This is a genomic window from Streptomyces sp. NPDC058045 (genome assembly GCF_042885635.1).
Taxonomy (GTDB): Bacteria; Actinomycetota; Actinomycetes; order Streptomycetales; family Streptomycetaceae; genus Streptomyces.
The window spans coordinates 12762-31379 of the sequence record NZ_JBHVRR010000058.1 but is presented as its reverse complement, the minus strand read 5'-3'; the positions used below and the strand labels follow the sequence as shown (position 1 = coordinate 31379).

Below are 18618 nucleotides of genomic sequence, written 5' to 3'. Positions count from 1 at the left end.
TATACGCCACCCCCCGCCCCCCCCCCGGATCCGGGGCGACGCCCCTCTCCCCGCCCACCCCCCCCCGGACACCCCCCGCCCCCCCGCCCTCCGCGTGGGGTTCGGCGGGCGGCCCGTACGGCAGGAGCAATCAGCAACCCCTTATCGGCCTGCGGAGTTCCGCTCCGCTCCGATGGTGGTGTCGTCGCCGTGGCCGGTGTGCGTGATCGTCTCGTCCGGCAGGGTGAACAGCCGGTCCCTGATGGACTGTTCGATGGTGGCCGCGTCGCTGTACGAGCGGCCCGTGGCACCGGGGCCGCCCTGGAAGAGCGTGTCGCCGGTGAAGACGCGGCCGAGGTCCGGTGCGTGGAAGCAGACCGCGCCGGGGGCATGGCCGGGAGTGTGCAGGACACGGAGCGCGGTGCCGCCCACGGTGATCTCGTCGCCGTCGGACAGATCCGCGTCCCACTTCCGGTGCGGGTGGGTCAGTGCCCACAGCGGCTGGTCTGCGGGGTGCAGCAGGATCGGTGCGCCGACCCGCTCGCTCAACTCGGGCGCCACGCGGACGTGGTCGTCGTGGGCATGGGTGCAGAGGATGGCCTTCACCGTGCGCCCGGCCACGACGGCCAGGATGTCCGCGACGTTGTGCGGGGCGTCGATGACGAGGCACTCGCTGTCGTCGCCGATGACCCAGATGTTGTTGTCGACGTCGAAGGTCTGGCCGTCCAGGCTGAACGTGCCACGGCTCACGGCGTGGTCGATACGTACGGCGGAGTGCGGCGCGGTCACAGCAGTACCACCGATCGCAGGACGTCGCCGTGGTGCATCCGCGCGAAGGCCGCCTCGACCTCGTCGATGGAGATCTCCGCGGTGACGAAGGCGTCGAGGTCGAGCCGGCCCTGCTGGTAGAGGTCGACGAGCATCGGGAAGTCGCGGGAGGGCAGGCAGTCCCCGTACCAGCTCGACTTCAGCGCGCCGCCGCGGCCGAAGACGTCGATCAGCGGGATGTCGGGCACCTTCATGTCGGGCGTCGGCACGCCGACGAGGACGACGGTGCCGGCCAGGTCGCGGGCGTAGAACGCCTGCTTCCAGGTCTCCGGGCGGCCGACCGCGTCGATGACGACGTCGGCGCCGAACCCGTCGGTCAGCTTCTGGATCGCGGCGACCGGATCGCCGGCGGAGGAGTCGACGGTGTGGGTGGCGCCCATCGTCGTCGCCAACTCCAGCTTCTTCGCGTCGACGTCGACCGCGATGATGCGGCCGGCACCCGCGAGCGCGGAGCCCGCGATGGCCGACATACCGACCCCGCCGCAGCCGATGACGGCGACCGACTTGCCGCGGCCGACCCCGCCGGTGTTGATCGCGGCACCGAGGCCGGCCATCACACCGCAGCCGAGCAGCCCGACCGCGGCCGGGCGGGCGTCCGCGGCGACCTTGGTGCACTGACCCGCCGCGACCAGGGTCTTCTCGGCGAAGGCACCGATACCGAGCGCGGGCGAGAGCTCGGTGCCGTCCTCCAGGGTCATCTTCTGCACGGCGTTCCTGGTGGCGAAGCAGTACTGCTGCTCGCCCCGGCGACAGGCGCGGCAATCGCCGCACACCGCACGCCAGTTGAGGACCACGAAGTCGCCCGGTGCGACCTCTGTGACGTCCTCGCCCACGGCCTCCACGATGCCGGCGGCCTCATGGCCCAGCAGGAACGGGAACTCGTCGTTGATGCCGCCCTCGCGGTAGTGCAGATCGGTGTGGCAGACCCCGCAGGCCTGCACCTGCACCAAGGCCTCGCCCGGCCCCGGGTCCGGCACCAGGATCGTCTCCACCGTGACGGGCGCACCTTTGCTGCGGGCGACGACGCCCCGGACTGCGTGGGTCATGTGGTTTCACTTTCATGCTGGTCGATGGAGGTGCGAGCGGTGCGAGGCGGAAGCCGGGAGTCGGCACACGGTGTTCGGGGCCGAGCCGGACAGGGCAAGTGCCGCCGATCCGGAGGGTGTTGCTCAGGGGTGCCCGCCCCCGCCCCTCCATACTCCCGCCCTGTCGGGTAGGCCGCACCCAACGTTCCGGGCTGCCCACCTGCCCGTTCGGGTAGGCGGACCGGTTACCTTTCCCTCATGGCATCTCTCGCAACACATCCCGACGCGGCCGCGGTGGCCGAACGGGTGGGGGCCGTGGCGACCGCGTCGCTGCACACCGTCGCCGCCCGGCTGCACGAAGTGATCAACGACGTGCTGCCGCACCGGGCGTTGGCCGTGTTCACCGAGGACTGCACCGGACGGCCGCAGAAGAAGGCCGGCGATCCCGCCATCACCGAGCGGATCACGATCGCCGAACTCGTCTCGGTGCGCTGGCAGTTGGGCCAGGACGTACGGCCCGAGCACGCCGTCATCGCCGGAGCGGAACGCCGGATCCGCGCGTACGGCGCCCCGACCGGCGCCATCGTGGTGCTCTGCGAGCCCCGGGACCCACAGCACGCGGGTACCGAAGACGCGGGCACCGAAGCCTACGTACGCGCGATCTGGGAGACGGCCGCGACCCGCATCCGGCAGCAGGTCGCCGAGGCCCGCCCCGACTACCTGCGTGAATCACGCGCGGCCTCCAGCGAACGGCTGCGGGTCACGGCGGAACTGACGGCCCGTCATGAAACCGACCTGGAGACCCTGCTGGCCACGCTGCGCAGCCGCGACCTGGACGACCCGCGCGCCAGACTGCTGGCGACCGACATGGCGGCCTCGGCCCTGGTACGGGTCAGGACCGGCAGCAGCCTCGTCACCACCCTCACCGAAGAACCCGTCTCGCAGGCCTTCGAAAGACTGAAGGACGACCTGCGCCCCCTCGACCGCGGCAGCGAGCTCCGCATCCAGTTCATCGAGCCGCCCTGCGACGGCCGGGCACTGCCGGGCGAAGTCGCCCACGCCGCGCGCGCCATCGTCGGCAGCGCCGTGCTGCACATGCGGGACCAGGGAAGCGTGACCCGGATACGGGTGCAGTGGAACTGCGACGGGACCCACCTGCTCGCCTCGGTACGCGACGACGGCGACGGGCTGCTGACCCCCGGGCACCCCGCCCTCCGGCTGCTGACGGCCAGAGCCACCGCACTCGGCGGCCAACTCGACGTCGAGGCCGTCGCCGGCTGGGGCTCGAAGGTCGACGTACGCATCCCACTCGACCCGCCCGACACCTCCAGCACCGCGGCACACACCTGGGATCTGGGACCGCGCGAGACCGAGGTGCTGCGCCTGCTCGTCGCCGGACGGCGCAACCGCCAGATCGCCACGGAACTCGGCATCACCGAGAACACCGTCAAGTTCCACACCAGCCAGATCTACCGCAAACTGGGAGTCACCTCCCGGGCCGCCGCCGCGGCACTCGCCGCCTCGACCATCCAGTGACCTGAGCCGAAGGGGCGTGCGTGCGAGATCGAAACAGCCGGTGCGTTCTCGCGAACGCACCGGGGAAACCGCCCCGCAGCGCGCGGAACCAGCCCAGAACACCGGGCCGCTCCGCGCAGGAACACCAGGGAGCCCCGTGCCCGACGAACTCACCAGCGCCGCCGCACCGGTCATCCGTTTACGACCGGACTTCCACCCCACGGCATTCCTCTCCCGCACCGACAAGTCCCTGCTCATCGCGGGGGAGTGCGCGGACGGACCCGCCGTCGCGAAACTGCTGACGACCGGGAGCCCCTGTGGGCCGAGAAGTTCAGCACAGAGATCGACGCCTACCAGACCTTCGCCACGACACCGCCGCCCGTACTGGTCCCCGCCCTCATCGCCGCCGACAACCGGCACAAGGTGCTCCTCGTCGAACACATCCGAGGCCATTCCCCGGTCCAGAGCCGCGACCGGTTCCCGCCACAGGCACTGGACCCCGCACACCTCACCGCCATGCTGACGGCCATGACCGGCCTCGGTCGATGGAAGCCTCCCGCAGGGGCGTTCACCCGCACCCCCGACCACCCCGCTCGTCTCGACCGAGACCACCACCAAGGCCTGACCATCCCACAGGAACACCGGGCCCTGACCGACCTGTTGCACCGTGCCGGCACCGTCCTCGTACCCGCCCACGGAGACCCCCTGCCCACCAACTTCGTCGTCCGACCCGACGGGCAGGTCACAGTGATCGACTGGGAGCACGCCGGACACCACCTCCCCGGACATGACCTCGCGGTGCTATGGACCGTCCTGGCCGCCACTCCGCAAGCCCGCCCACAGATCGAGGAACTCGCGGCCGCCGAACCCCCCTCCGCCCGCGCCGCCTTCACCCTGAACCGGGCCATGCTGCTCCTACGGGAACGCCGCAACCACCGCGCGGTGCCCCCTTCCCCATGGCGGGACGAACGGCTGGCGGCCATCGACCGCGACTGGCACAACGTACGCGAGCTGCTCCACACCGAGTGACACCGAACTGCCCCCGCCTGCCCGCCCGTTCAGTGCCGACCACCTGCAGCCGAGCACGCGGGGGAACTCGATGTCTTCCTGACCGAGGCATGGCCCACCGGCCGGCATGGTCAGGAGATGGCGCCCTCGGCCCAGTTGCGCTTCAGAATCTCCTCGACGGTCTCGTCGACCGTCCGGTGGGAGGTGTCGAGCCACAGCCCGATGCGGGGCGTGCTGTCCCGGAGCACCGTGTCCAGATCCCTGGGCTGCCAGTCGGGCCCGTAACCGGTCTTGGAGCGCTTCTCCTCGCGCCGGGCCACGACGTCTGGGTCGTGCGTCGGCATGACGACGGCCAGTGGTCGGCTCCTGATCAACTGGGTGATTTCCGCGAGGTGTTCACCCAGCAGGACGTCCTGGAGGACGGCTGTGAACCCGGCCTCGGCGTAGGCGTCCGCGGACGCGGCGGCCAGCCGGTACCGCAGGCGGAGTTGTGCGACGGCCTCGGGCGGAGCCCGCGGCGGGGGCGGGTGAGGCCCGCCGCCGGGGCTTGGCCGGGGTGGTCTGTGCTGTCGGCCGCTGTCAGACGATCCAGTCCCAGGCGTCCGCGTTGATGAAGCGGCTGAAGCCGCGCCAGGAGTTGGGGCCCATCTCGCCGTCGATGGGGCCGGTGTAGCCGTAGTTGGCGGCCAGTCGCTGGACCGCCGACCAGGTCATGGGGCCGGGGATGCCGTCGATGGGGCCGGTGTAGCCCCAGTCGGCGCTCATGTTCCGCTGGAGTGCGCTGTAGGTCATGGGGCCGGGGATGCCGTCGATCGGGCCGGTGTAACCCGCCCAGATCCGCAGCCAGTTCTGGGCCCGCTTCCACATGACGGGGCCGGGGACGCCGTCCTGCTCGGTCGACGTCTTCGGCAGCGCGGTGCCGCCGCCACCGCCACCGCCGCCCAGGTAGTCCAGCGGGTTGACGCGGGTGCCGTCCGGAGTGATCAGGTGCCAGTGCACATGCGGGCCGGTGGAGCTTCCGGAGCCCGGGGCCCCGGCGGCGCCGCCGGAGAACCCGACGATGTCCCCCTGGCCGACCCAGGTGCCGTCGGAAAGGCGGAACTCCGACAGGTGCATGTACTGGGTCCGGTACCCGTCGCTGTGGGTGATGGTCACGGTGTGGCCGCCGGTGCCGTTGTACGGGATGTTGGTCACCGTCCCGGCACCCGCGGCGGGCAGACCGGTGCCGACGCCCATCGCGTAGTCGATGCCGCCCAGCGAACCGCGGCTGACGTGGTCCCACCAGCCGTCGGTCATCGTGTAGCCGCTGAACGGGTTGTAGAGGTCCGCGGCCTTGGCGGAGCCCGCCGAGAACAGCACACTGCCGGCGGCCAGACCGAGACTGGCGGCGGAGCCGCGCAGCAGCGTGCGCCGACTCATTCTGCTTTGTGCCCGGCCCTTGTGGCCGTCATCGGACCCATGGTTTCTGCACACATCAACTCCCTTGTATCCATTGCGGGTTGACCTGCCTTGACGAAGCGGAGTCAGGCTAGCCCGCAGACCGAGATTTTGATAGGAACATGACATTCCCTTGTTGTGATGCGCGCCCTCCCGGAGGACGCATGCGCAGGAGAACCCTGATCCGCGGCGCCCTGGCGACATCCCCGGCCCCCTGACCTGGTCGGCGGTCCAGCGACTGGCTGCCCAGCACGGCTACACCGGTCCCGTCGACGGCGAGATGGGCCCCAACTCCTGGCGCGGCCTCAGCCGCCTCCTCAACCAGGACCGCTGGGACTGGCAGCCCCTCTTATGCGCGGCGTCCCCACCCTCCCGTCGAGCGCAACTCGCCCATTTTTCAGCCAAGTTGACTGGGCAAATCCCCCTTGACCGTACTCGCGTACGTGTTGTGTGATGCTCACGAAAGCGACCTCGGAAGAAGGTCACGTTCATGGGCTCCCGCTGACCGTGGGTGGCCCTGTCACAGGGGGATCACGTGCGTTTCAACGCATCCAATGCACCGAAGGCTGCCCTGACCGCTGTCGCGGCGGCATCCGTCCTGATGTTTCCGACGACAGCGTCTGCGGCGGCCGTATCCGCCCCGGGCGTCGACAGCACGGGGGTATCGATCAACAGCATCGACTCGACCTGCAAGCATCACAGTCGTAACTACATCGTCCGGACCTACTACCGCGGTCCGGGCAAGTACGTACTTCGCTGTGGCACCGCCCGATGGGGCTGGAAGCACATCAAGAAGGGCCACGGCTGGAACGGCACCATGGACCGGAAAATCAGGTCGGCGATCTGGTCCGGCAGGCCCAACGGCCGTGGTGGGTACTCCACTTACACGCAAACATGCCCCAGTGTCGAGAAGTTCCGCACCATCCTCGGCACCCCCGCCGGAACGAACGACGTACTCACGGCGTACAAGGTCAACACACTCGCCGGGGCCCGGTGCTAGCCTCCGCGCACACCAGCACATCCAGCACCGGACAACGCAAGAGAGCAGGTGGCGGGCATGTCAGCCCTGACGCCGGCCGAGCGCGCCCTGGGCCGCTCATACACCGCGGGCGACGGAACGGTCACCTTCAACGTCGATGACCTGTCGGTCGTCCATCACCCCAACCGCAGTACGACGCTCACCTACTGGCTCACGGTCGTTCGACCCGGTCACGACGACGAACGCTGGGTGTTCACCCAGCCCTGGGAGGACAAATCCTTCGCGGATGTGTTCACCTCCAGCGCCCCGGACCCCGAGCGACTCGACCAGCTCGTCCATGTGGTCCGCGCTCTGCTCGAAGAATGGTGGGACACAAAGGGCTACAACCGGCTGTCGGCGAAGATGGGGCGCCGACTCGACTGAATCCCGTCCCGTGCGGAGCTGTGCCCAGGTGCCTGCCGAGCACCTGGGCACCACAGGCGGAGACCGCAAGTACGCCTGCGTTCACGGCAGTTCAAGGCAGTTCAAGGTTGTCCAAGGAAGTTCAAGGGCCGGTGATCGCTTTGATCGTGTACGGGTACGACTCCTGCTGCCATGTGGTCGTGAACACGGCCGTCGGACGCGCCGCGACCTGCGGCACGCGGCCGTCCGTCGTGAGCGTCTTCGCGCTGCCGAAGGTGCCGGAGCGGCTGATCGGCCGGGCGGTGGCCTTCGTGACGCTGTAGGGCGGCGTGGAGACGGCCGTGGTGGTCTGCGAGACCACCATGCCGTCGCCGTCGTCGTCCAGAGCGAGATCGGGGCGGTCGCCGGCGCCCAGCGAGGTGATGGCGCCGAGGGTGCCGCCGGCGGAGAGTCCGCGGCCGTACAACTCGCGCTTGCCGGCGTTGTTGCGTACCCACACGATCATCGAGTCGCCGTCCAGGTCCGTCCCTAGGGTGTGGTGGAAGTCCACGTTCTCCGTGGACGTCGAGATACGCAGCGGTTTCGACAGTGTGCCGGTGCGGCTCCAGCGGGAGGCCCAGACCTGCGAGCGGTCGCCGCCTCCGGAGTGGTAGCTGATCACCGCGTCGCCGTCCCGGTCCACGCCGACCCGGACCATGCCGAAGCCGCCGTACGCCGCGATCGGTGTGGTGAGCACCTTCGCCGCGGAGACCGAGGTCGCGGTCATCCGCTTGGCCACCACCTCGGAGCCGCGCACCCAGGCGACGACGAACTGGCCGTTGCGGTCCACGCCGATGGCCGGCGGCTCCGCCGAGCCAGAGCCGAGCGTGTGCACCGCGCCGAGCGTGCCGTCGAGCTTCAGCCGACGGGCCACCGCGTACCAACCGCCGTCGCGGATCTCCGTCCACGCCACCATCGAGCTGCCGCCGGGCGTCACGGCGACCGAGGGCGTGGACGCGGGCGATCCGGGGGTGGAGAGCGTCCGCAGCGGGCCGACGAGGCTGCCGGAGGACGCGACCCGGCGGCCGACGACGGTGCTGTCCTGCTGCCACACCACGGACGAGTCCCCGGTGTCGTCGGAGTCGGCCCGCACCCAGCTGATGGCGCGGCCGTCCGGGGACAGGGTGCGGGTCGCGCCCAAGGTGCCGTTCGCGTACTTCACCCGGGTCTGGACGCGGAAGTAGGAGCTGTTCGCGTTGTCCATGGCCGCCCAGGCGAGCAGCGCGTCGCCGGAGCGGTCGAGGGAGACCTGGGGGTCGTCCTGGCCGGACCAGCCGGACGCGGTGACATTCCACGTGGACGTCCACGCCGCGTCGGCGTTCATCGCGACCGTCGCGGTGAACGCGATTCCGGCCGCGGCCGCCGCGGCGCCCGCGCCGATGAGGCGGCGCTTCGCCGAACGCCGGTGACGTGCTATCAGAGGTGCCACTCTTGTATCCCTTCCAGGGCCGCCATGGACTCCACGGCAGCGAGGCGTCCCGTACGACTGCTCAGCAGGTACAGCGCGGCCCCGTGCGTACCCGTCACACGAGCCACACCGGCCCCTCCCTGATGACCTCGGCTACCGGGGGCGGGGTGGCAGTGCGTGCGCGCAAGGCCGTACTGTCGCCTCCAGCCTGATGGAGGTGGCCCGTTGAACCCGCTGTTGTTGCCGCTTGTCGCCGTCCAGGGATTGTGGGTGCGGCACAGGACCGAGGTACTGCCGGAGGCCGACGGCCCGCGTACCGGAACCTCCGGTGGGGACCTGCCCGGTACGCCGATGCGGGTCGCCGTCCTGGGGGATTCGACCGCGGCCGGCTGTGGTGCCGACACGCATGACGAGGGCTTCCCCGGCGGTATCGCCCGGAGTCTGTCCGCGCGGCAGGGGCGTCCGGTCGCCTGGGAGGTCGTGGGCAGCAGGGGTGCGACCAGTCGCCGGATCCGGTTCCGGTTGCTGCCGGAGCTCGGTGAGGGCTACGATCTGGCGCTGCTGCTGGCCGGTGTCAACGATGTGCTGGGGCGGCGCAGTCCCGCGGAGTGGAGCGAGGACCTGGCCGCGGTCGTCGACGAGCTGGCGCGGAGGGCCACCGCCGTCGTGGTGGCGGGTCTCCCGCCGTTCGCCGACTTCCCTTCGCTGCCGTCGGCGCTCGCCCGCTACTGCGCGGAGAAGGCCGCGGCCCTCGACCTGGCCTCGCAGCGGGTGTGCGCACAGCGGCCCGCGGCGACCTGGATGGGTTCGGCCGACATCATGCAGATCACCGGGGACTTCTTCGCCCGGGACGGGTTCCATCCCTCGGCCCACGGATACGCCCGCTGGGCCGAGGCGGTGGCCGACCGGCTGGGAGTGGGCTCCGTCGACCAGAGCCCGACGTGACCACCTCCTCCCTCGCTGAGGAACTGACGTAGGACCTCCAGCAATTCGGTCGCGCCGTGGTCGTCGGCGAGCCCACCCGCGGCGGCGCACACCCGTGCAAGGTGGCCCCGGATTCGCCGATGCCGGGGCGGCGTGCGGAGAAGTGCGGATATTTCCGGTGGGTGTGATGCGGTGCTCTGACGCCGTCAACTGCCTTGTACTGCAAGGAAGTTGACGGAATCGATAATTCCGCCATTGCGGAGTGCTGGATTCCCTTTTTCCGATTCTGTGCCATGGTCGCCCTGGTGTCTTCGTATTCCCGAAGGTGCCGCTCACGTCCCTGTTGCCGTGACGCGGGATTTCTGTACTCTGACCGGGCGTCAGTCCCGTTCGTACATCTGTCTGCTTCCTCGGCCCCTCCGTGAGCTGAGCCGAGCGTGCCCTTGTGCCGGCCGCGACCCGGCACCGTGCGCGGCGCGGTCAGGGGTGTCCTGGCGGGTGGCGAGTCACCGGACAGTCAGGGGGAATGTGTGAGCCGGGTGGGAACGTCGAGTCAACCTCCGTTGACCAGCGAGGAATTGGGCGAGGAGCTCACAGCGGATCTGGCCGGTGTCGAGGAGATCATCCAGGTGTCGATCCAGAGTGAGGTGCCTCTGCTGCACGAGGCGTCCCGGCATCTGATGGACGCGGGCGGCAAGCGACACCGTCCCCTGCTGACCCTGCTCGCCGCCCGGTTCGGGAATCCGGCCGAGCCGGACGTCCTGCGCGCCGCCGCCTCCTGCGAACTGGTGCACGCCGCCGCGCTCTGCCACGACGACGTGCTCGACAACGCCACGCTCCGGCGCGGTCGCCCCAGCGTCAACGCCCGCTGGAGCGACGAAGTCGCCATGCTCACCGGCGACTTCCTCTTCGCCCGGTCGTTCTTACTGCTGGCCCGGCTGCCGATGCTGGAGGCGCGACTGGAGGTCAACACCTTCGTACGGCTGGTCACCGGCGCGATGCAGGAGATGTCCGGCCTCGCCCCCGACCAGGACCCGGACGACTACTACGCCACCATGGTCTCGGGAAAGACCGCCTCGCTCCTGTGCTCCTGCCTGCGGCTCGGCGCACTGACCTCGGGTGCCGACGAGAAGTACGTACGGGAGCTGGGGCGGTACGGAGAGGCGTTCGGCCTGGCCTTCCAGATCACCGACGACCTGCTCGACCTGTTCGGCGAGGAGGAGAAGTCCGGCAAACGGCCCGGCACCGACCTCCTCAAGGGCGCCCCCACGCTGCCGCTGCTGTACGCGCTGCGCGGTTCCGGCGAGGACAGCGACCGGCTGCGGGACCTCCTCGGCACCGCGGAACCGGCGGGCCGCCGCTCCCGACTCACCGACGAGGAGTGCGCCGAGGCGATCGAACTGCTGCGGCACCACGATGCCGTGGGACGCACCCGCGAGCGGCTCGACGCCCACATCGCGCAGGCCCGTGCGGCGCTCGCCCCGCTTCCGGACGGCGCGGCCAAGGACACCCTCGACTTCCTGTGCACGGGCCTCGCGCACCGCGTCAGCTGAACCGTCTCGGACCCCCTGCCGACCGCGTGCCGTCTCCCCACCGCAAGAGTCGGCACGCACCGAATCGCACACCTCACTGTGGAGTTGCGCACCGTTGACCAGAACCGACGCTCTGCTGCGTGCCACGAGTGTCCGCTTCGCCGCCCTGTACTTCCTGCCCTACTACACCGCGCTCGTCGCCGAAGGCCGGGCGCGCTGGGAGTGGGTCGCGCTCGGCGCCGTGTACTGGTGCGCCCACGGCCTCGGCACCGAGTCCCTCAACCGGCTCGCGGACCGCGCCGAGGACGAGATCAACCGGCCCGAACGCACCGCGCTGTGCCACCGGGCCGGATTCCCGCTCCTGCGCCGCGCGGCGGTCGCCGCCTGGGGCGTGGTGCTGCTCCTTGACGCCGTGCTGCTCGTGCTGCACCCGGACCCGTGGCTGGCGCTGTTCCTCTTCCTCGCCGGCTTCAGCGGCGTCAACTACTCCTACGGGCTGAGACTGTGCCGTAACCGCTATCTCGCGCCGCTGCTGCTGACCTTCCACTTCGGCGGCACGTTCGTCATCGGCACCGTGCTCGCGCAGGAGCGCTGGAACACCGACGTGCTGCGGCACTTCGCCGGGTACGGGCTGCCGTTCTTCGTCGTCGGCATGGTGACGCTGCTCGCGCTCGGCGGCGCCAAGGACCTGACCGATGTGGCGGGCGACACCAGCATCGGGTACCGCAGCGCGTGGATCGACCTGCTGCGCCGCTACGGCGCCTGGATAGCGGGCGCCATGGTCGGCTCGACCTACCTCCTCGTCACGGTCTTCGTGCTCGTCGGCGCCTTCCCGGCGCGCTTCCTGCTGTGGCTGCTGATGATCCCGGTGGCGGTGGCGCTGGGCCGCTGCGTGTGGCGGGCGCACACCCCGGAGGAGCGGTTCGCGACCCGCGAGTTCTTCTACCAGTACTGGGTGCTGTCCCTGATCGTCGGCGCGCTGCTGTACGCGCCGCACTGGGCCACCCTCACCGGCATCGCGGCCGGTGCCGCCTTCTGGGCGCTCACCACGCAGTGCCTGCACTGGTCCGCCGGGATCAGTGCCGCGACCGTACGGACCGTCGCCGAACTCGCCTTCGGCGTACGGCCGGTGGGCGCGGGCGCCGCACCGGACGGTGGGCGCGACTGACGGTCTCCGCACCGGCGGAGGGCGGGCCTGCGAGACCGCGGCCGGGAACGTATCCGGAGTTCAGTGATCCACTGGACGAGCGAGTCACGTGTTGGACAGACTGTGCCACGCATGAAAGGGCACAGTCGTCCGCGACGAGGCCGCCGCCGTGACGGCAGGCCTCGGAACGAGGGGAGAACCGGTACATGGCCACACTTCGGTTAGACGGCGTGGTGCACGACTATCTGCGCGGCCGTCAGCCCGTACGCGCCCTGAACGGCGTGTCGTTGACGATCGAAGGCGGCCAGTGCGTCTCCGTCCTTGGGCCCAGCGGCTCGGGCAAGAGCACCATGCTCCACGTGATGGGGGCGCTCGACGTCCCCTCCGAGGGCCGGGTGCTCATCGATGACGTGGACCTGGCGGCACTCGACGACGACGAGCTGTCCGATCTGCGCCGCCGCCGCATCGGATTCATCTTCCAGTTCTTCAACCTCCTGCCGGCGCTGACCGCTTGGGAGAACGTCGTGGTCCCCCGGCTGCTGGACGGCACGCGGCCCGCGGCGGTACGCGACGAGGCGATGGCGCTGCTGGAACGCGTCGGTCTCGCCGACCGCGCGGAGCACCGGCCCGGCGAACTCTCCGGCGGCCAGATGCAGCGGGTCGCCGTCGCCCGCTCCCTGATCATGGACCCGGGCGTCATCCTCGCCGACGAGCCCACCGGGAACCTCGACTCGCGTACCGGGGACGAACTCCTCGACCTGCTCGCCTCCCTCGCGCACGACGGCTCGAAGCGCTCGGTGGTGATGGTGACCCACAGCATGGACGCCGCGCTGCGCAGCGACCGCGCCGTGCTGCTGGCGGACGGGGAGGTGGCCGGGGACGGCGCCCCCGAGGACGTGGTGGCCAAGTTCATCGGGGAGGGACGACGCGCGTGACCGTTGTGGGAGCCGAGGAAGAGAGCAACTCCGGCGCCGCGCAGGCCGGTTCGGGCGGCTCGGGGAAGGCGCGGCGTGGCGGCCCGGGCGCCGTCGCGGCGCGGCTGCGCCTGTTCAACCTGCGCTATCTGCGCCAGCATCCGGCCCGGACCGCGCTGTCCCTCGGGGTGCTGACGGTCGCCGCCGCGCTCATCGTCGCCGTGCTCGGCATCTACGGCTCGGTCGGCGGTTCGTCGGGGCGGCTGGCCGGCCAGGTCGCCGGAAATGCGGACATCGAGATCACCGGCCGTACGGACAACGGGATCAGCGCGCGTGACGCGCACCGCGCGGCACAGGTCGACGGCGTCAAGGCGGCCGTACCGCTGGTGCGTTCGCTCGTCCAGGTGTCGGGCGAGCGGGCGCTGCTGTTCGGCACCGACAAGTCCGCCTCCGCGCTCGGCAGCGACCTGACCGGCGTCGCCGGCGACGCCGCCCGGCAGGCCGCCGGCGGCGGGGTGCTGGCCGGGCCCGGCATCACGGGGATCAGCGGCGGCAAGGACGGCACGGGCGGCACCGTACGCGTCGCGTCCATGGCGGGCGCCTCGACCGAGGTGCCCGTCGCCGCGCGGCTCAAGGGGGAGAAGGCCGGGGACGTCAACGACGGCGTGTACCTGCTCGCGCCGCTTCCCGTGGCGCAGCGGCTCGCCGGCCTCGGCGACCGCGTCGACTCCGTGCTGGTCGTCGCCCAACCCGGTACGGACACCGGCGCGCTGCGCGACCAGTTGGCGTCGGACCTGGGGCCCGGCGTGTTCGTCGCCGACCCCTCCTTCCGCGCCGGCCAGGCCGACGACCAGGCCGCGATGGTCCGCAACATCACCCTGCTCGTCGCCTTCATGGCGCTGGTCGTCGCCGGGTTCCTGATCTTCAACAGCATGAACATGGCCGCGGCCGAGCGGCGCGGCGAGATGGCCTCGCTGCGTGCCCTGGGTTCCCGGCGCCGTCCCATCCTCCGGGACCTCCTCCTTGAGTCCCTGCTGCTGGCCCTCGTCGGAGCGGCGATCGGCAGCGCACTGGGCTACCTCATGGCGGCCGCCAGCATCAGCTCGCTGCCACCGGTGATCACCGACGCCGCGGACGCCAAGGTCGAACTGGCCATGCCCGCGAGCGCGGTGCCCTCGGCCGTCGTCGCGGCCGTCGCCGCCTCGCTGGCCGCGTCGTGGCTCGCGGCCCGCCGCGCGTCCCAGGTGCCGCCCGTGGAGGCCATGCGCACCGCGAACCCCGCGGTCGACGCGGATGACCAGGGGCGGGGCAGGGGCCGGGTGTGGGCGCTGGTCCTCGGCGTCGTGCTCATCGCGGGCGCCTTCGCCCTGGCGGCGGCCTTCGACGACGAACGCTCCTTCGGCGGCGGCTCCCTCCTGCTGCTCGGCGTGATCCTGGTGGCGTACGCCCTGATCGGGCCGTCCACCCGCGCCGTCGCGTGGCTGGCGGCACGCACGGGGCCCTCGGGCACGATCGCCGCCTCCGCCGTGCGTAGCTCCCCGCGCCGCGCGTGGGCGACGGGCATGACCGTATGCCTGGCCGTCGCGATCGGCGTCGCCACCACGGGCTCCTCGCAGAACACCGTCGACGCCGCGTCCAAGAACGTCTCCACGCTCGCCGACTCCGATCTGATCGTGCAGCGTGCCGCCAAGGACGTGCTGCCCGTACGGCCGCTGCTGCCGCGCGACACACAGCGCGCGCTGCGCGGGACCGAGGGCGTCGAGCGTGTCGTCGCAGGCCAGTTCACCTACCTCAACCAACCGGGCAAGCCCGCACTGCTGCTCGGCATCGACGGCGCGAGCAACGCGACGGCCTACCGGCTCGCGTCGCCCGAGGCCCGCAAGGCACTCCTCGCGGGCGAGGGCGCCGTGGTCTCCGGCGCGTACGCCAAGGAGAAGGGACTGAAGAAGGGCGACACGCTCACCCTGCCGACCGCGCGGGGCGAGCGGCGCATCCCCGTCGCTGACGTCGTGGACTACGTCAGCATGGGCGCCGGGCTCGTCACCCTCTCCCTCGACCGCGTCACCGAGTGGTTCGGCCCCTCCGGCGCCTCGTACTACGAGGTGCTGCTCAAGCCGGGCGCCGACAAGGCCGCGGTGCGCGCCCATGTCGAGCAGTACGCGAAGGCGCAGCCGTACCCGGTCAGGGTCCTCGACGGCAGCGAGTCCGTGGCCGCCACGGAGTCCGCCGTCAAACAGGTCGGGTCGCTCGCCCTCGCACTGCAGTGGGTGATCGCGGGCGTGGCCGGCCTCGCCCTGCTCAACACGCTGATGCTGTCGGTGGTCGAGCGCCGCCGCGAACTGGGCATCCTGCGCGCCCTCGGCGGAAGCAGACGGTATGTGCGGCGGGTGATCCTCGCCGAGGCCACGGCGGTGAGCGTGCTGGGCGGAGCCGCGGGGCTCGTCGTCGGCACGGCCCTGCACTATCTGGCGACGGACATGATGGCCACGTCCCTCGCCATGGACATCCCCTTCTCACCCGCACCGGCCGCGCTGGCCCTCGCCGTCGGTGCCGTCCTCATCGCCCTCGCGGGCTCGGTGCCCCCGGCACGCCGCGCGGGCAGGCTCAACGTGGTACAGGCGATCGGCTATGAGTAGCAGGAGGCATCTGTGAACGGGGAACCCACCAGGAACCGGCGCGGGAAACCGGCCGGCGCGCCCGGCCCCCGCCCGCACCAGATGCCCGCCCTGCTGCGGCTCGCGGTCTCCGACCCGATCCGGTCGATGTACCAGACCGTCAGCCGCTACGGCGACGTCGTGCGGCTGCCGCTCGCGCCCGGCCGCGGCATCCACCTGTTCTGCCGCCCCGAGCACGTCGAGCACGTCCTGGTGGACCGGGCGCAGCGCTACGGCAAGGCCTTCACCTACCGTCCGCTCCGCGAGTGGATCGGGCTCGGCCTGATCACCAGCGACGGCGAACTATGGGAGACCCAACGGCGGTTGATCCAGCCGCTGTTCTCGCACCGCCAGGTGGAGAACCTCCGCCCGCTCATGGTCGCCGCCGTCGACCGGATGCTCACGGAGTGGGACAGCCGGCCGGACGGAACAGTCGTGGACGCCACCGGCGTGATGAGCGGGCTGACCCTGGACATCGTCGGCGCGTCCCTGTTCGGCGCCGACCTGACCGGTGACCGCGACCACGTCTACGAGGCCGTCGAAACCCTCCAGGACGCCGTCACCCAGGTCATCAAGAACCCGCTGACCTGGGTCAACCCGCGCGCCGCACGCCGTACCAGCCCCGGCTTCCGGCGATGGGACCGGGCGAAGGACACCATCGACCAGGTGGTGGCCCGCGTCATCGCCGAACGCCGCGCCGGCAGCGGCCCCGGGCGGGAGCGGCCGGACCTGCTCGACGCGCTGCTCGGGGCCCGTTACGAGGACGGCTCGGCGATCAGCGACACCCAACTCCGCGACGAGATCGTCACGTTCTTCATGGCGGGGCACGAGACGAGCGCCACCTGCCTGGCCTGGACGCTCTATCTGCTGTCCACCGCGCCCGAGGTCCGCGAACGGCTGGAGGAGGAGGTCGACTCGGTGCTCGCGGGCCGGCCCCCCACCCAGGAGGACACCGACAAACTGGTGTGGACGCGGGCCGTACTGCACGAGTCGATGCGGCTATACCCGCCCGTGTGGACGTCCGAGCGGGACGCGACAGCCGACGACGAGGTGGCCGGAGTGCCGGTCCGCGCCGGCGACACGGTCATCGTCCCGCCGTACCTCGTGCACCGGCACCCGGGGGTGTGGGAGAGCCCGGAGGCGTTCGACCCGTCCCGCTTCCTGCCGGAACGTGCGGCGGGGCGGCACCGGCACGCCTTCATCCCGTTCGGCGGCGGCAAACGCGGCTGCATAGGCAACGCCTTCGCGATGATCGAGGTGGTACTGGCACTCGTCATGATCACCCAGCGGTACCGGCTGGATCTGCTGCCCGGCTTCGAACCGGTGCCCAAGGTGACGGTGACCCTGCGCCCGATGCACGAGATGGCGATGACGCTGCGACGGAGGAGCTGAACGATGAGCGCAGGAACCACCACCGTCCGCACGGTCACCGGGACCCGGACCGCCAACGGTCCCGGCCCGGCCGAGGCGGCGCGGCTGCTTCCCGCCATCGGCCGGGACCCGCTGAACGCCGCGCTCGGCCTCTACCGGCGCTACGGCGATCTCGTACGGGTGCCGCTGCTGCCCCGGCACACCCTCTTCCTCATGTGCCATCCGGCGCACGCCGAGCACGTCCTCGTCTCACGCCAGGACAACTACCGCAAGGCCGCCACCTACCGGCCGCTGCGCGTCTTCCTCGGCGACGGCCTCGTCACCAGCGAGGGCGAGCTGTGGGAGCGGCAGCGCAGGCTCATCCAGCCGCTGTTCTCGCACCGCACCGTCAGCGGCTTCCTGCCCGGGATGACCGCACAGGTACGCGGCACACTCGACGGCTGGGACCGGCTGCCCGACGGATCCCTCGTGCATGTCTCGGAAACGATGAGCCTGCTCACCCTGAACATCGTCGGGGAGGCGCTGTTCGGCGCCGACCTGCGCGGTGTGGGGGAGCGGGTCTCCTCGGCCGTCACCGGTATGCAGGACTTCGCGGTCACCGCGATGCGCAACCCGCTGCTGCTGCCCGCGCCGCGCCTCGGCCTGCGGACGACGCCCGGCTACCGCACCTGGCGCGGCACCGTCGAGGCCATCGACACGGTGGTCGAGCGGCTGTCCGCCGAGCGCCGCGCGCACCGGGGCCCCGCGCGGGAGCGGCCGGACCTGCTGGACGCGCTGCTCGCGGCCCGCTACGAGGACGGCTCGGCGATCGACGACGCCCAACTCCGCGACGAGATCGTCACGTTCCTGATGGCCGGCCACGAGACCAGCGCCACGGTGCTCACCTGGACCTGCTACCTGCTCGGCGCCCACCCGGCGGCCCGGCGGCGGCTGGAGCAGGAGGTCGACGAGGTACTGGGCGGGCGCGAGCCCGAACTCGCCGACATGGACCGGCTGGTGTGGACGAAGGCCGTGATCAGCGAGGCCATGCGGCTCTACCCGCCGTTCTGGACGCTGGAGCGCGACGCGATGGAGGACGACGAGATCGACGGCGTGCCGGTGCCGGCGGGCAGCACCATCGCGGTCCCCCCGTATCTCGTACACCGGCACCCGGCCGCGTGGGACAACCCGGAGGGCTTCGACCCCAGCCGCTTCCTGCCCGGTGCGGGCCAGGGGCGCCCCAAGCACGCGTTCATCCCGTTCGGCGGCGGGCGGCGCGGGTGTGTGGGCAACGTGTTCGCGCTGCTGGAGACCGTCTCCGCCGTCGCCATGCTGGCCCAGCGCTTCCGCCTGGACCTGGTGCCGGGCGGCGTGCCCCGGGTACAGCCGACGGTCACGCTGCGCCCGCGCGGCGGCCTGCGCATGGTGCTGCGGCGCCGGTGATCCGATCACCGGCGCCGCAGCCGGGCGGTGGCTG

General features: G+C 71.2%; 16 protein-coding genes. 11 read left to right on the top strand and 5 right to left on the bottom strand.

All coding sequences use genetic code 11. The annotated features are described in order from the left end of the window. Nucleotides 1–141: 141 nt before the first annotated feature. Nucleotides 142–729, bottom strand: a complete 588-nt coding sequence (locus tag ACFVST_RS25520) for an MBL fold metallo-hydrolase (RefSeq protein WP_390155918.1) — start codon at nt 727–729, stop codon at nt 142–144. A 35-nt stretch (nt 730–764) separates the two neighbouring features. Then, the gene (locus ACFVST_RS25515; RefSeq protein WP_390155917.1) at nt 765–1853 is read right to left on the bottom strand and encodes an S-(hydroxymethyl)mycothiol dehydrogenase; all 1089 of its coding nucleotides are present in this window, start codon (nt 1851–1853) and stop codon (nt 765–767) included. A gap of 237 nt (nt 1854–2090) precedes the next feature. Between ACFVST_RS25515 and ACFVST_RS25510 the strand changes: the two genes are divergently transcribed. Both ACFVST_RS25510 and ACFVST_RS25505 read left to right on the top strand, forming a co-directional pair. Further along, nucleotides 2091–3368, top strand: coding sequence for a LuxR C-terminal-related transcriptional regulator (locus tag ACFVST_RS25510; RefSeq protein ID WP_390155916.1), 1278 nt, complete (start codon nt 2091–2093; stop codon nt 3366–3368). A 246-nt stretch (nt 3369–3614) separates the two neighbouring features. Next, entirely contained in the window at nt 3615–4376 is a 762-nt protein-coding gene (locus ACFVST_RS25505) for a phosphotransferase family protein (protein WP_390155915.1), read from the top strand. 110 nt (nt 4377–4486) lie between these two features. Here the strand turns inward: ACFVST_RS25505 and ACFVST_RS25500 are convergent, their stop codons facing one another. Together ACFVST_RS25500 and ACFVST_RS25495 are read right to left on the bottom strand one after the other, a co-directional pair. Then, nucleotides 4487–4729: a hypothetical protein gene (locus ACFVST_RS25500; RefSeq protein WP_390155914.1), complete on the bottom strand. Its 243-nt coding sequence runs from the start codon at nt 4727–4729 to the stop codon at nt 4487–4489. A 205-nt stretch (nt 4730–4934) separates the two neighbouring features. Continuing rightward, nucleotides 4935–5774 carry a peptidoglycan DD-metalloendopeptidase family protein gene (locus tag ACFVST_RS25495; RefSeq protein ID WP_390155913.1) on the bottom strand — a complete coding sequence of 280 codons (840 nt, stop codon included), beginning with the start codon at nt 5772–5774 and terminating at the stop codon, nt 4935–4937. 553 nt (nt 5775–6327) lie between these two features. Here ACFVST_RS25495 and ACFVST_RS25490 point away from each other — a divergent pair. Then, the gene (locus tag ACFVST_RS25490; RefSeq protein ID WP_390155912.1) at nt 6328–6792 is read left to right on the top strand and encodes a hypothetical protein; all 465 of its coding nucleotides are present in this window, start codon (nt 6328–6330) and stop codon (nt 6790–6792) included. Nucleotides 6793–6849: 57 nt separating this feature from the next. Beyond that, nucleotides 6850–7194, top strand: a complete 345-nt coding sequence (locus ACFVST_RS25485; RefSeq protein WP_390155911.1) for a hypothetical protein — start codon at nt 6850–6852, stop codon at nt 7192–7194. A 121-nt stretch (nt 7195–7315) separates the two neighbouring features. Here ACFVST_RS25485 and ACFVST_RS25480 read toward each other — a convergent pair whose 3' ends face one another. Beyond that, nucleotides 7316–8641, bottom strand: a complete 1326-nt coding sequence (locus ACFVST_RS25480; RefSeq protein WP_390155910.1) for a hypothetical protein — start codon at nt 8639–8641, stop codon at nt 7316–7318. Between the two features lie 249 nt (nt 8642–8890). Here ACFVST_RS25480 and ACFVST_RS25475 point away from each other — a divergent pair, with 249 nt between their 5' ends. From ACFVST_RS25475 to ACFVST_RS25445, 7 genes are all read left to right on the top strand, one after another. Next, nucleotides 8891–9565, top strand: coding sequence for an SGNH/GDSL hydrolase family protein (locus tag ACFVST_RS25475; protein WP_390155909.1), 675 nt, complete (start codon nt 8891–8893; stop codon nt 9563–9565). Nucleotides 9566–10107: 542 nt separating this feature from the next. Beyond that, the gene (locus tag ACFVST_RS25470) at nt 10108–11097 is read left to right on the top strand and encodes a polyprenyl synthetase family protein (protein ID WP_390155908.1); all 990 of its coding nucleotides are present in this window, start codon (nt 10108–10110) and stop codon (nt 11095–11097) included. Nucleotides 11098–11191: 94 nt separating this feature from the next. Next, a complete protein-coding gene (locus tag ACFVST_RS25465) occupies nt 11192–12244 on the top strand; it encodes a UbiA family prenyltransferase (RefSeq protein WP_390155907.1) in 1053 nt (350 codons plus the stop codon). 185 nt (nt 12245–12429) lie between these two features. Beyond that, nucleotides 12430–13158, top strand: coding sequence for an ABC transporter ATP-binding protein (locus ACFVST_RS25460; RefSeq protein ID WP_390155906.1), 729 nt, complete (start codon nt 12430–12432; stop codon nt 13156–13158). Continuing rightward, on the top strand, nt 13155–15773 hold the full coding sequence (locus ACFVST_RS25455) for an ABC transporter permease (protein WP_390155905.1): 2619 nt from the start codon (nt 13155–13157) through the stop codon (nt 15771–15773). The genes ACFVST_RS25460 and ACFVST_RS25455 overlap by 4 nt, the downstream gene beginning before the upstream one ends. Before the next feature lie 12 nt (nt 15774–15785). Then, nucleotides 15786–17183, top strand: coding sequence for a cytochrome P450 (locus ACFVST_RS25450; protein WP_390155904.1), 1398 nt, complete (start codon nt 15786–15788; stop codon nt 17181–17183). 3 nt (nt 17184–17186) lie between these two features. Then, entirely contained in the window at nt 17187–18584 is a 1398-nt protein-coding gene (locus ACFVST_RS25445) for a cytochrome P450 (protein WP_390155903.1), read from the top strand. Nucleotides 18585–18618: the final 34 nt, after the last annotated feature.